At 36.1% G+C, this 14613-nt stretch carries 12 protein-coding genes; 8 read left to right on the forward strand and 4 right to left on the reverse strand.

Annotated elements, in window-relative coordinates:
* Positions 1 to 18: 18 nt before the first annotated feature.
* The gene (gene dapF, locus GQN54_RS07525) at positions 19 to 789 is read right to left on the reverse strand and encodes a diaminopimelate epimerase (protein ID WP_160632919.1); all 771 of its coding nucleotides are present in this window, start codon (positions 787 to 789) and stop codon (positions 19 to 21) included.
* A 134-nt stretch (positions 790 to 923) separates the two neighbouring features.
* On the opposite strand from dapF, the gene GQN54_RS07530 reads away from it, so the two are divergent.
* Together GQN54_RS07530 and GQN54_RS15310 are read left to right on the forward strand one after the other, a co-directional pair.
* A complete protein-coding gene (locus GQN54_RS07530; RefSeq protein ID WP_160632920.1) occupies positions 924 to 2387 on the forward strand; it encodes a Do family serine endopeptidase in 1464 nt (487 codons plus the stop codon).
* A 42-nt stretch (positions 2388 to 2429) separates the two neighbouring features.
* Positions 2430 to 2696 (forward strand): hypothetical protein, encoded by a 267-nt coding sequence (locus GQN54_RS15310; RefSeq protein WP_207554851.1) that lies wholly within the window; start codon positions 2430 to 2432, stop codon positions 2694 to 2696.
* Positions 2697 to 2850: 154 nt separating this feature from the next.
* On the opposite strand, the gene GQN54_RS07535 is transcribed toward GQN54_RS15310, so the two are convergent.
* Positions 2851 to 4641: a T9SS type B sorting domain-containing protein gene (locus GQN54_RS07535; RefSeq protein ID WP_160632921.1), complete on the reverse strand. Its 1791-nt coding sequence runs from the start codon at positions 4639 to 4641 to the stop codon at positions 2851 to 2853.
* The gene (locus GQN54_RS07540; RefSeq protein WP_160632922.1) at positions 4642 to 4833 is read right to left on the reverse strand and encodes a T9SS type A sorting domain-containing protein; all 192 of its coding nucleotides are present in this window, start codon (positions 4831 to 4833) and stop codon (positions 4642 to 4644) included. It lies immediately after the preceding gene.
* A gap of 362 nt (positions 4834 to 5195) precedes the next feature.
* Here GQN54_RS07540 and GQN54_RS07545 point away from each other — a divergent pair, with 362 nt between their 5' ends.
* From GQN54_RS07545 to GQN54_RS07565, 5 genes are all read left to right on the forward strand, one after another.
* Positions 5196 to 6059 (forward strand): sigma-70 family RNA polymerase sigma factor, encoded by an 864-nt coding sequence (locus GQN54_RS07545; protein WP_160632923.1) that lies wholly within the window; start codon positions 5196 to 5198, stop codon positions 6057 to 6059.
* 50 nt (positions 6060 to 6109) lie between these two features.
* Positions 6110 to 7582: a glyceraldehyde-3-phosphate dehydrogenase gene (locus GQN54_RS07550; protein ID WP_235933002.1), complete on the forward strand. Its 1473-nt coding sequence runs from the start codon at positions 6110 to 6112 to the stop codon at positions 7580 to 7582.
* A 153-nt stretch (positions 7583 to 7735) separates the two neighbouring features.
* Entirely contained in the window at positions 7736 to 8896 is a 1161-nt protein-coding gene (locus tag GQN54_RS07555; protein WP_160632924.1) for an iron-containing alcohol dehydrogenase, read from the forward strand.
* A 37-nt stretch (positions 8897 to 8933) separates the two neighbouring features.
* Entirely contained in the window at positions 8934 to 9881 is a 948-nt protein-coding gene (locus tag GQN54_RS07560; protein WP_235933004.1) for an EamA family transporter, read from the forward strand.
* A gap of 36 nt (positions 9882 to 9917) precedes the next feature.
* Positions 9918 to 11234, forward strand: coding sequence for an HTTM domain-containing protein (locus GQN54_RS07565; RefSeq protein ID WP_160632925.1), 1317 nt, complete (start codon positions 9918 to 9920; stop codon positions 11232 to 11234).
* Positions 11235 to 11286: 52 nt separating this feature from the next.
* Here the strand turns inward: GQN54_RS07565 and rocD are convergent, their stop codons facing one another.
* Positions 11287 to 12564 carry an ornithine--oxo-acid transaminase gene (gene rocD, locus GQN54_RS07570; RefSeq protein WP_394350980.1) on the reverse strand — a complete coding sequence of 426 codons (1278 nt, stop codon included), beginning with the start codon at positions 12562 to 12564 and terminating at the stop codon, positions 11287 to 11289.
* Positions 12565 to 12647: 83 nt separating this feature from the next.
* Between rocD and GQN54_RS07575 the strand changes: the two genes are divergently transcribed.
* Positions 12648 to 14606: a tetratricopeptide repeat protein gene (locus GQN54_RS07575; protein ID WP_160632927.1), complete on the forward strand. Its 1959-nt coding sequence runs from the start codon at positions 12648 to 12650 to the stop codon at positions 14604 to 14606.
* The last annotated feature ends 7 nt before the right edge of the window (positions 14607 to 14613 follow it).

The raw sequence follows: 14613 nt of genomic DNA on the forward strand, positions 1-14613 counted from the left end.
ACGTTGCTATGAAGAAAACTAAAGGTTGATTGTTCCTTCAAACACAAATTCCGCAGGACCAATCAGCCAAATATTTTTAAAGAAATTCCCTTCTCGCTCAAAAGAGACGTTTAACTCCCCCCCTTCCACTTTAATTTTCAAAACAGAATCTTTCCAATTATGCTTCACGGCTTGTGCCAATGTTACGGCAGTCACCCCGGTACCACAAGACAATGTTTCGTCTTCTACTCCCCTTTCGTATGTTCGCACCTGCACTCCTTCCGGCAATTCTTTTACAAAATTCACATTGGTTCCTTTTGCTTTAAAACGCTCATTATATCGGATTGAATGTGCCTCATTTATAATATTTAATGCCGACAGATCCTCTTTCCAAATTATATAATGCGGAGATCCAGTGTTTATAAACATATAATCTTTCCCAATTTCCACATCAGACACATCACCCATCTTAGTGTAATATAGTTGATTTTCTGATTTCCCAGTATGCTCGCCATCAATAGCAACAAAATTTGCTTGGTGCTCATAAATTCCTAGAAATTCTGCAAACGCTAAAGCACAGCGACTTCCATTCCCGCAAAAGCTCTGGCTACCATCTGAATTGTAATACACCATTTCAAAATCCATTTTTTCATGGTTTCGAATTAATATAACTCCATCTGCTCCTATACCAAATCGCCTATTACACAATTGTTGGATTTGTTGAGCTGATAAATGATGTCTATTTTCACGATCATCGATCATTACAAAATCGTTTCCAGTGCCTTGGTATTTATAAAATTTTAACTGCATAAAAAGGGAATTAAATCTATTTAACAGCAAAGATACTGACTAATTCTAGGTTAACAATTTTTAACGGCAGTTGCCTAATTTTGGTGCACTTACAGCGTTAAATTTGGGATTATCAAAATCAAAAAACACATACTATGAGAAAAATTATTTTAGTTTTTATTGCAGCCATGTTAGGAGGTATTACTTCTATCGGGATGTACAAGATTTTTGAAGACAACACCGAAGTTAGTGCCGCTAATGATGAAAAAATGGCAACCAAATTAGTAAACCTAGTTGGAGGAGCACCTGAAATGGGTGTTGATTATGTTACTGCTGCCGAATTAACCGTTCATGCCGTTGTTCACGTGAAGACTGAAGGAACTAGAGAGTTAACTCAATATGCATTTGATCCCTTTAGAGAGTTATTTTACGGAAACGGTAATATCGAGAAAAAATATTCTCAGCCCATCAAAGGAGCAGGATCTGGTGTTATAATTTCTAGCGATGGATACATTGTTACCAACAATCACGTGGTAGAAAACTCAAACAAGATTAATATCACCCTCAACAACAGTAGGACTTATGAGGCTAAAGTCGTAGGATTGGATCCTACAACAGACATTGCTCTTTTGAAAATTGATGGGAAAGACCTACCTACGGTTGATTTTGCTAACTCTGATGAAACCAGAGTTGGTGAATGGGTATTGGCAGTAGGTAATCCTTTTAATTTAACCTCAACGGTTACAGCAGGTATTATCTCTGCAAAAGGTAGAGATATTAATATTTTAGGTAATGATCCGTATACAGGAGCATCCTCTATTGAATCATTTATACAGACAGACGCAGCAGTAAACCCTGGAAATAGCGGAGGAGCTCTAGTAAACACCAAAGGGGAACTTGTAGGTATTAACGCGGCCATACAGTCCAATACAGGCTCATATACTGGATACTCTTTTGCAATTCCTTCCAACATAGTAAAAAAAGTGGTAGCCGATTTAAAAGAATTCGGCTCTGTTCAAAGAGCTTACATAGGAATAAACATTAGAGATATCGATGAAAACCTTGCTAAAGAAAAAGACATTGAAGACAGAAATGGAATTTATGTTGCGGGATTAGCAGATAAAGGTTCTGCTAAAGCAGCAGGTATTAAGGAAGGAGACATCATCAAAAAGGTTGACGGTGCGACTGTGATTAATGTACCAGCATTACAAGAGAAACTAGGTCAAAAAAGACCTGGAGATAAAGTAAACCTAACCTTATTAAGAGATGGTGAGCTAATTACCAAACAAGTAACTTTAAAAAACATTGAAGGGAATACAGATATTATTAAAAATGATTCTAAAGAACTGTTCCGAACACTTGGAGTAAAATTAAAAGATTTAGAGAAAGAGGAATTGAAAAAATTAGACATTTCCTCTGGAGTTCAAGTGGAAGAAGTATTAACCGGAAAATTTAGAAATGCAGGAATAGGCAAAGGCTTCATTATTCTAAAAGTGGACAATGAAGAAGTCAAATCTATTGAGGATTTTTCAAAAATCATGAAAGATAAAAGCGGTGGAGTTTTACTAGAAGGAATTTATCCAACAGGACAACGCGCTTATTATGGTTTGGGATTATAAGTAGTTGGTTATTTGGTTTGAGAAGCGGGAGTTCATTTCAAAATGGCTCCCGTTTTTTATTTGATAGTAGCATTTAGTAATCACATTGAAAACTACGATTTCGCTAATGGTTTGCTGCTTACCCAATACATCGTACAATTCAAAGGTCACGTTTTTTGGGTTGAATTAACTTCATCCATGTGTTCTTTTGGCTTGAACCATAATGAACCAAAAGTTCAAGTCTTTGAGTTCCCTTCTGCTGATTCCTTCCTAAAGTCTAAGACCTTCGTCGGATCTCCTCAATTCTTCGGAGCTAGACGAACTTTCTAAGACTTTAATTCAAAATCCTTGAAGGATCCTCAAGGACTAATTCTCAATGGACATTTGAAAAAAAAATGTTTTTTCTACTTTTGACTTTGTCATCTTGAGCATTTCGGCTACGCTCAACACAAGCTTTAGTCGAAAGAGTCAAATAAATTATCACCTACTTCCACACACTCAACTTTCCTTTGTATGTCTCTCCATCGTGCTTGATGAGGTAAAAATAAACTCCTGCTGCAGCATTATTTCCCTCCCAAGAAGGGCTATTTTTCCATTGCGCCACTTCCATTCCCCATGTATTGAAAATAGTAATGTCTATCGGTAAGCCTTTGGTGTTGCCAATTATCCATGTGTCGTTATCTCCATCGCCGTTGGGCGTAAAAAAGGAAGGGATAATTAACGCACAAGGGTCTGCAATGACTTCTATTTTACTTCTTTCTTCCGCTTTACAACCATCAATTTCCGTTTCTAAATAGAACGTCTGATTGTTATTGACTTTAAAGCGATAAAAATAGCCTTGATAAAAAGGGGTAGATGCCGAAGGAGTGTTGTACCAATTAATGGTAGAAATGGATGCTGAAAACTGAGGGACAATTGTCTCAGTGATGTTTTGACAATAATTTACTGTGCTGTCTTTTAGCACCGATGGTTGATGTTGAAGAATTTTAAAGGGATCTGAAAATAGGGTGTTACAAACGCTTAACCGATAATACATCGGACTAGCTGTAGGAATGTGATTGGCTGTATCGCCAGCAATGAGGTTAGACCACACAACTGCATCAGTACTGTATTGCCATTGGGCATTTCCATTGGAGTTATTTCTCACCAATTGAATGGATTCTCCTTTACAAATGGTATCTGCTGAAATAGTAACATCATCCATTTGGTGGTTGGGCACAAAAGCAGTATCCCATTGATTGTTGGCGCTCACTTCATCCCGATTAAAGGTGGCGGTTACGCTCAACTCATAATTGGCGCCCAAAGTAGTAAAATCCAACCCTTGCAATGGAATTTTTGCGGTATTCCCTCCAAACAATGCTTCTGTAGGAATGGGATTGTAACTATTGGAATTTACTTCCTGTTGTATTGTTTGCACCACAAACCCATTGCGTTTGACAGTAGTAGTTATGTGCAAGGTATCTCTTGTAAAATCCAACCATTCTTCACCTGTATTGGTGTAATGGAGCGTGGCATCTACAGGGCTGGTATAGCACAAAGCACTATCTAACTGCACCCCAATACTGCCATCATAACTCAACGGCAATGTAGCACAACTCCCTAAATAGAGGTTGTCTATGAAATAGTAAGTGCCGAAAAATTGATAATTATCCCTATTGTAACCCATATAGAGGGTATCAATACCAGTGGTGTCATTAAAATTTCCCATAGTCAATACCTTTTCTCCTCCCACTGCTTTGTAGGTATGGTTGTAAACTGCCCAATTTTTAGTTTCAGTGATGTAATTGCTTGGAGAAACAACGATTTGAGGCGTATAAGGTAGATTGTAGCTAGAATTAGACGAAACTCGATTATTAGACAAATAAATTCCCAATTGATTGCGAGAAGCATGGGAAAATGAATCAGGAAGATTGACATGAATCCGAAAGCAATAAATAGAATCAGCCATTAACGACTGATTCAAATCTGTTTGGATATAATCTCGAAGAGGTTTCCAAGAATGATATAAAAAATACATTGTAATACCCAAATACTTATTACCCTCTTGAGCATATTGGTAACCAAAAGCACTTTGTGGCACTGTCCAATATTTATCGTGATATTCATTGTAATATTCCGGTTGCCTATTTACTCCCCCAGCTAAACGCCATTGGTCAGGTAAGTAATAACTCCATCCAGTTTTTGAAGTATCTTCAAAAGAAGGATTGGGGATTAAATTTTGGGCGGTGCATTGCACCGCCCAAAACAAAATAATAAGGGTTAAACTTAGTTTCAATTATTCAATGATTAGTTTACCGCTTTCACTAGCAGCATCGTTAACAAGTAGACGGTAAAAATAAATGCCAGGTTGTACGTTACTCAATTTAATTTGGTGCTGATTGGTTGCGTTCAAACGGCTAATGGTTTGTTGCTTGCCCAATACATCGTACAATTCAAAAGTAACGTTTTTAGGTTGAATTAACTTCATCCTTATGTTCTTTTGGCTTGAACCAAAATGAACCAAAAGTTCAAGTCTTTGAGTTTTCTTCATCGACTATTTATGCCAAAAAAAGTTGTTCTTTATAAAAGTTAATGTGGATTGCCCTTTTTAAAATTTCTCTTTGATATCTAAAATCAGTTCTTTTCAGAGACCACAAAGTCTATATAAATCGAACATCTCTATTCATCGATTTACTTCCTAATAATATGGGAAGATTGAAACACCAAATCATTAAGATATTCTTTCATTGATAAAAAGGACTATAGACTAATTGAAGCAATATTGATTTAATCTAAGTAAAAAAGGTACATTTGCATTCCCGATTTTTAGGGCAAATCAAACTTTATTGAATGCGTCAGCTAAAGATAACCAAGTCTATAACTAACAGAGAAAGTGCCTCTTTAGAAAAATATCTTCAAGATATATCAAAAGAAGGCCTTATAAGTGCTGAAGAAGAAGTCGAACTAGCAGTTCGAATTCGGGAAGGAGACCAAATCGCATTGGATAAGCTTGTAAAAGCTAACTTACGATTTGTCGTTTCAGTTTCAAAGCAATATCAAAACCAAGGGTTAACTCTTCCCGATTTAATCAACGAAGGAAACCTGGGATTGATTAAAGCTGCTCAAAAATTCGATGAAACTAGAGGGTTTAAGTTCATTTCTTATGCCGTTTGGTGGATTAGGCAATCTATTTTGCAAGCTATAGCGGATCAATCTAGAATTGTAAGATTGCCACTTAATCAAGTGGGATCAATCAATAAAATAAGAAAAGCGTTTTCGCAATTAGAACAAGAGTTTGAGCGACCTCCGACAGCAGATGAATTAGCGAATATTCTAGAACTTCCAGAAGACAAAATCGAAGAATCGATGAAAGTATCTGGTAGAAGCGTATCAGTAGATGCTCCTTTTAGCGAAGGTGAGGACGGTACATTGTTGGATGTTTTACAAGATTTCGATTGTTTAAGTTCTGATAACTTATTGATGAACGAGTCATTGTGTAATGAGGTAGAAAGAAGTTTAGCAACATTGACTGCAAGAGAACGAGAAATCTTGAAATTGTTTTACGGTATCAACTGTAAACATTGCTTATCCTTAGAAGAAATTGGTGAACGGTTTGAATTAACTAGAGAACGAGTAAGACAGATTAAAGAAAAAGCGATAAATAAATTAAAGCACACCTCAAGAAGCAACTTATTAAAGGACTACTTGGGTTAATTAAGGAATGGAAATAATTTTTTCACATATACAAATCTAACATATTAATTATGAGCACAGAAATGAGAAAACCTGTGGTTACAAGTGAATTTGAAAGCGAATTGAATAACTGGATCGACCACAAAATGCAGGCGGTAGAGTTAATCAACTCAATTGGTAGTTTGCTTTATAACAAATCAGTAGAATTGGTATTATTCCGTCACACTTTAGTTGATGAAAGTGTTTCTGAAGTATTAAAATTGCACAACACCACTCAAAACTTTACCAACAGCAAGGTAAGTATTTACGAGACCAACGAGTTAGCTAAAGAGCTTTTAAAATTAGACTTAGCTCCATCTAAAATCGACATTGGTAAGTTAGCAAGTGAGTGGCTGGCCGAAGAAGAAAACTTCGCTACTAAATCAGACTTCATAGCTAATAAGTTGGAAGGTATGATTGGCCAAGAGAAGAGTCAATTGGAGCCAAGAGATGTCATTCTTTATGGATTCGGTAGAATTGGAAGAATTGCTGCCAGAGAATTGATTAAACAAGCTGGTAAGGGTCAGCAATTGAGGCTAAGAGCTATTGTAACAAGAGGAGACAATGAGGCCGCGTTAGAAAAAAGAGCAGCATTGTTAAGAAATGACTCTGTTCACGGCGCATTCCAAGGAATTGTTGAAGTAGATACTGCTGAACGGACAATGACTGTAAATGGTCAAGTCATTCAAATGATCAACGGAAACAATCCAGATGAGATTGATTATACAGCTTACGGAATAAACAATGCATTAGTCATTGACAATACGGGTGTATTTAAAGATAGAACCGCATTGAGCAGACACTTGAAATCTAAAGGAGTTGAACGTGTAATTTTAACTGCTCCAGGAAAAGAGATTCCAAATATTGTATACGGTGTAAATCAAGGTGAAACTGACATCGAAAAGGAAAATATCTATTCTGCAGCTTCTTGTACCACTAATGCAATTGTACCGGTATTAAAAGTTATTGAAGATAAATTTAAAATCGAAAAAGGCCACATCGAAACTGTACATGCTTATACCAATGACCAAAACTTATTGGACAATATGCATAAAAGCACTCGAAGAGGTCGTTCTGCTGCAATCAATATGGTAATTACTGAAACTGGTGCTGGAAAGGCGGTAACGAAAGTTTTACCTCAGTTGCAAGACAAATTAACGGCTAATGCAGTGCGTGTTCCTACTCCAAATGGCTCATTAGCGATTATGAACCTTTCTTTGAAAACGGAAACTTCTTTCGAAGAAGTTAATGAAGTGATGAGAAATGCAGCATTAGAAGGTAGTTTAGTGAATCAGATTTACTACTCTGTTGACCCAGAATTAGTTTCTTCTGATATCGTAGGAAACTCATGCTGTTCAGTGTTTGATAGTCCTGCTACAATTGTTTCACCAGACAAGAAGAATGTAGTTCTTTATGTATGGTATGACAATGAATTTGGATACACGAAACAAGTTATTCGTTTAGCGAAACACGTTTCTAAGGTAAGAAGATTAATCTATTACTAGTAGATTATCCACATAGAAAGAAGGGCCTTTGATTGTATTGTCAAAGGCCTTTTTATTTTCCTTAAAGCGTCCTTCATTCTTTTAAGCTTTCTTGACAAAACAATTCTTCGCATAACGTGTACCTTTATTGAATCAATAAAATAAAATTCAGACATGTTAAACTTTGAATATAAGAATCCAACTAAAATCATATTTGGAAAAGGTCAAATAGAAAAAGTAGCTTCAGAAATTCCAACCGACGCAAAAGTTCTAATGCTGTATGGTGGAGGAAGTATCAAAAAAAATGGTATCTACAACCAAGTTATTAATGCCCTTTCAAAACATGAAGTACTTGAATTTGGAGGCATTGAAGCCAATCCAAAATACCACACATTATTGAAAGCTTTAGAGGTAATTAAATCTGAAAACATTACGTTTTTATTAGCAGTTGGTGGTGGGTCAGTAATTGATGGAACCAAATTCCTATCCAGTGCAGCTTTATACGAAGGGGCAAATCCATGGGATATCTTAAAAAAATCAATTCGAACTGAAGTGGGAATGCCTTTTGGTACTGTGTTAACTTTACCAGCAACTGGTTCAGAAATGAATTCCGGAGCGGTAATCTCAAATGAAGAAACTAAAGAAAAATTAGGCATGGGTGGCCCAGGATTGTTTCCTCAATTCTCTGTTTTAGACCCTCAGGTAATAGCATCAATCCCTAAACGACAAATTGTAAATGGGATTACTGATGCTTTCACACACGTTTTGGAGCAATACATTACATATCCTGCAGGAGCACATCTACAAGATAGAATTGCAGAAGGAATATTACAAACCTTAGTTGAAACAGCTCCAAAAATCATCAAAGACACTACTGATTATGAAGCAGCGAGTAATTTTATGTGGTGTTGTACAATGGCTCTAAATGGCCTCATTCAAAAAGGAGTACCTACTGATTGGGCCACACATGGTATAGGACATGAGTTAACCGCAGCCTATGAAATAGATCATGCGCGAACGTTGGCAATTATTGGACCTAATTTATACCGATTTAAATTAGAACAGAAGAAAGAAAAATTAGCTCAATACGGTGAACGTGTTTGGGGAATAACTTCCGGAAACACTATAGAAAAAGCAGAGCAAGCAATTGAAAAAACAGTTGAATTCTTTCACGACATGGAAATTTCTACCCAACTATCAGACTACACAAAAGACTACAAAGGCTTCGCACAATTGATTAAATCTAGATTTGAAGAAAGAGGTTGGGGTGCTTTGGGAGAACGAAAAGACATCACACCAAGTGATGTAGAAAAAATCATAGAAATGAGTTATTAGTTGCAGCTTCTAAAATGGCTTAAATCTCATAATTTTAATGCACAATCCAGCCGATAAGGGTAACTTTATCGGCTGTTTTGATTCAATTAATATGCGTAAATCGATTTATTGGGGAGTATTTTTAGTGTTTTTAGGGGCATGTAGTTATGGAGTTTTAGCTACTATTGTTAAAGTTGCTTACAACAATGGTTTTAATACATTGGAAATAACGTTTTCTCAGTTTGCTATTGGTTGGATCGCCCTATTAGTGATTCTTCTGATGACTAAAAACAATTCCTCTCCAGTTGGTTCCAATCTACAATCTAAACGAAAGTTGATGATTGCAGGCACATCAATGGGCCTAACAAGTGTCCTTTATTACTTATGTGTTAAAAATATCGATGTTTCCATCGCAATCGTATTGCTAATGCAAAGTACTTGGATGGGAGTAATAGTAGAGTGGTTAATAGAACGGAAAACTCCATCCAGACAAAAAATAATTGCTGCGATTGTAGTATTAATTGGAACTGCTCTTTCAGCTAAGATTTTTAATTCTACCTACGAAGAATTAAATGGATTAGGTTTTTTGTTTGGTTTTTTAGCATCGATATCTTACACCATAACAGTGTATGCTTCTGGAAAAGTTGCATTGAAGATGCCAGCACTTCACCGAAGTTTTTGGATGTTAAGTGGAGGCTTTGTTATTATTTTTATATACGGCCTTTTTACATTTTCAGGAACATTCAATACAGACATTCTGGTATCCTATGGTATTCCGTTGGCCTTATTTGGTACTGTATTGCCTCCCATCCTATTTGCTTATGGAATGCCATCTGCAGGTACGGCTGCTGGCACAATAGTAGGAGCTGTAGAATTACCGATTTCGGTTATTATGGCCTATTTCATTTTAAATGAAAATGTGATTCCCACTCAATGGATTGGTATACTTTTGATTTTATTGGCAGTGGTTTTGATGAATTACCAAAAAAAGTCATCAATTAATTAGTATTATTTTTATCTTCAACATTCAAAATCATCAAAGTTGAAGAATATACTTTCCCAGTCCAAAGACCCCATTACATTAAGTTTTTTTCGTATTATATTCGGAATCTGCTTCTTATGGGAATCCATTTACCTTATTAAGATCAATTTTGTAACAGTATTCCTTACAAATCCTCAAGTTCATTTTAATTATGACTTTGCCGAGTTTGTAAAACCTCTGCCAAGTGGATTATTGTCACTTCTAGTGATTGGCTTGTTTGCTGCCTCTTTATTTTTAATAATTGGAAAATACTTGAAAGTAGCGGCATGGTACCTCTTTTTTACATTTAGCTATATCTTGTTAATTGACAAAGCATATTACAATAATCACCTCTACCTAATATGCCTATTGGCCGGTTTTTTTGCCATCACCTCATCAGATGAATCATTAAGTGTAAAAAAAGGATCAGTAAAACACATTCCAAATTGGCATATCCTTTTGTTCCAAATACAATTAGTGATCGTATATTTTTACGGTGGAATTGCCAAAATAAATCCCGACTGGTTAGTAAGAATGGAGCCAGTAAAAACCATTCTTGCGCAAAAAGCAGCCAATTCGGCCCTCGATACCATTTTACTATCTGATGCAGCGGTATATTTTATTAGCTACGGCGGATTAGTCTTTGATTTATTAATTGGTTTTCTGCTCTTCTATCGACCCACTCGTAAATTAGGACTTATAGCTGCTTTAATATTTAATATTATGAATGCGTGGCTCTTTGATGACATTAACATCTTTCCATTCATGATGATGGGAGCATTAGTACTGTTTATAGAGCCAGATACTTTTAGAAAATTTATAGGTCAATATATTACATCCATAAAACCAATAGATGCTTCTTCAAAATCAACCATTCCAGTTGATCAAAAAGTTGTAATTGGGCTTGCCATCTATTTCATAATACAACTTTCACTTCCCTTGCGCCATTTACTTTTTGAAGGCAATACCGAATGGACAGGAAAAGCCCAGTATTTTTCCTGGCGTATGAAAATCCAAACTAGAAAAACAGAGCAGTTAGAATTTGCAGTAATGAATTATGATAAAAAGGAAGTTATTGCGGTAGATTTAAGAAGTTTTGGACTCAATGACGACCAATTACGGCTGTTGAGTATGCATCCTGAGACAGGAATAAAAATGGCGAAAGCCATACGAGAAACTGCCGAAAAGAAAGGACTTCGAAATATTGAAGTCAAGGCTAAAGTCAAGGTCTCATTTAATGGCCGACCAGCTCAAATGTTATATAAAGACATGGATTTATCTAAAGTAAAAGAAGGTGTTTTTGAACCACGAGAGTATGTCGTGGAGTTAAAGGAATAAAAAAGACCGCATGGAAATTCCATGCGGTCTTTTAATTTTTATATCAAATCGCTTACTTCTCGAATTGCTTCAAAGTAGAAATTATAATATCTATACATTCTCTCAATTCAGCCTCGGTCATTACTAATGGAGGCGCAAATCGAATAATATTCCCATGTGTTGGTTTTGCTAACAATCCATTCTCCTTGAGAGCAACGCATATATCCCATGCAGTAGAACTATCCTCAGTATCATTGATTACGATAGCATTCAGAAGACCTCTACCTCTCACTAAAGTCACTAAATCTGACTCCTCAACATATTTATTTATCTCTTTTCTGAATAACTCACCTAGTTTGCCAGCTTTGGCTGTTAAATCTTCTTCTAAAATCACATCTAGAGCTGCTATTGCAACCTTACAGCCTAGTGGATTCCCACCAAAAGTGGAACCATGTTGACCTGGCTTTATAACATTCATTACTTCATCATTGGCCAAAACAGCTGAAACTGGGAAAACACCACCAGAAACTGCCTTTCCTAAAATCAATACATCAGGCTTAAATCCTGCTTTGCTTTCACACGTTTTTCCAGAACAAGTACAACCTTTACACACAGCCAGTAGGCTTCCTGTTCTACCAATTCCGGTTTGAACCTCATCGGCTAACAACAATACACCTGCTTCTTTACATAATCTTGCAGCTTCAGCCATATAATTATCATCTGGAACAAACACTCCTGCTTCTCCTTGTATTGGTTCAACTAAAAAACCTGCGATATTATCTTGTCTTAGGGCTTCAGCTAAAGCATTTAAATCATTGTATGGCACATTAACAAACCCTGGAGTATATGGCCCAAAGTTTTTTCGTGCGTCTGGATCATTTGAAAAAGAAACGATGGTTGTAGTTCTACCATGAAAATTACCATTCGCTACGATAATCTTTGCCGCATCTTCTTGAATCCCTTTCTTTTCGTAAGCCCATTTTCGGCATAACTTGATAGCTGTTTCAACTGCCTCTGCTCCAGTGTTCATGGGGAGTACCTTATCATAATCAAAATAATGAGTTATGTATTTTTCAAAAGGACCTAACACATCGTTGTAAAATGCACGAGATGTTAATGTTAAAGTATTCGCTTGCTCCACTAATGCACTCAGAATTTTTGGATGGCAATGTCCTTGATTAACGGCTGAATAAGCAGATAAAAAGTCATAATACTTCTTTCCTTCTACGTCCCAAACATGAACACCTTCTCCTTTTGCCAATACCACAGGAAGTGGGTGATAGTTGTGTGCACCATATTTGTCCTCCATTGCTATCGCTTGCTCAGAAGCGCTAATTTTCTCTACTGTAATACTCATCTCTCGTCTGCTTTAATTCTACAAAAATTGAAGTACAAATATATCTATATTTGAACGGAATATTTTAGATAGACACCATGTTAGAAAAACTTATCCAGAATAAACACCTCCAATGGTTACCTTTTATTTTTGGCATACTTCTTTATTCAAATACTCTGAAAAACGAATATGCACTAGATGATTTTGCGGTAATTCTTGACCACGATTATGTAACACAAGGATTAAATGGTATTGATGAGATCTTCACGACCAATTTGCTTCATGGTGTACAGCAATTTAATGATGGACTCTATCGCCCAATTGCTCCAATGACCTTTGCTTTAGAATTTGAATTTTTTAAAGATAATCCATACATCAGTCACTTCATCAATATTATAATTTTTGGATTTGTAGTTTTTCTTCTCTTCCGTCTACTTCGCAGATTATTTGGCACAAATGGTCAATACATAGCTTTATTTGCCACCCTACTTTTCGCAGCACACCCAATACACACAGAAGTGGTGGCTAACATTAAAAGTAGAGATGAATTATTTGCCTCACTTTTCTTACTTTGGAGTACGAACCAATGGTTAAACTATTTAGATCTCAAAAAAAACACCTACTTATTTGGAGCAATAACACTTTATATTTTAGCATTGTTCTCAAAAGAGTCTGCCATTACCTATTTCGCAGCAATTCCTACTTTTTTATGGCTAAAAAAAGACATTAGTATCAAACAATTGATGCTGCCAGCCGGCATAATGCTAGCCCTTTCAGCAGCTTTTTATGGATGGCATTCTCACATTATAAGCTCAATGCCAAACCCTGTCAGCGAAGGGTTATCTGACTTACTAAATAATGCAGCTGCCCATACTCAAAGCTTATCAGAAAGGTATGGCACCGCATTTTACCTTCAGATCCTGTATTTACAAAAACTAGTTTTTCCAAATGTACTTTTACACGATTATTCCTACAATCTTATACCTGTCGTATCACTCAGTTCATGGCAAGGAGTCATCGGTTTACTTTTCTTTGTCTTCTTGGTCGTTTTTGGAATAATTGGGTTTTTTAAGAAAAATAAAATTGCCACATTGGTTATCTTTTATTTATTGAGCATAGCTGTTGTATCTCAACTATTTATTACCATAGGAGCGTTATTTGCTGAACGCTTTTTATTTGTTCCCTCAATCGCTTTTTGTGTCATTATCGCTATTCTCCTGCAACAACTCTTTCAATTTAAGAAGTATCTATCTTTTTTATTGTTTATACCAGTTCTCGCTCTATTAAGCGCTAAAACCATAGCTCGAAATAGTGATTGGAAAAATAATTCTACGCTATACGCTGCAGACATCCAAAACGGTATCAAAAGTGCCAGAATCAATTATAATTATGGAAGCGTGTTAACTCAGCAAGCAAATGAAGTAAAAGATAAAACGACTAAACAACACCTTTATTCCCAAAGTACAAAATACCTACAAAACGCAGTAGAAATATACCCTCAATATTGGGATGCTTATAATAATCTAGCACTAGCCTATAAGTATAACGGCCAGTTTGAGTTATCTGAGAAAGTGTTTCTTCTACTTTTAAAAAAAGATCCTAGTTATAATAAGGCATACTTCAACTTAGCAACAGTTCAGCTTGAATTAGAAAAAGGAGAAGAAGCTCTAAATAACTTAATTATCTTTACCAATAACACCCCAACTGTTGATGCCTTTAGTATGATGGGAACCATTTCGGGCGCTCTTGGAGACTTTCACTCTGCCAAAACTTATTTTAGAAAAGTACTAGAAATGGATCCCAATAATGAGAATGCTTACAATTATATAGGTACGGCAGAAGGCTTTTTAGGTCAACCTTTAGCAGCTATCGAAAATTATAAAAAAGCATTGCAAATTAACCCGAATAATGTAGAGACCTACTATAATATAGCAATTTCATATAGCCAGATTGGTGATACTACAAATGAGATAATGACCTTAAATACCATTCAAAAAATACGCCCAGGAATACCTGAAGTAGTGAATCGATTAAATGAACTGAATAGATCCAGGTAAGAAGTTG

Source organism: Acidiluteibacter ferrifornacis, assembly GCF_009909615.1.
Classification (GTDB): Bacteria; Bacteroidota; Bacteroidia; order Flavobacteriales_E; family Vicingaceae; genus Acidiluteibacter; species Acidiluteibacter ferrifornacis.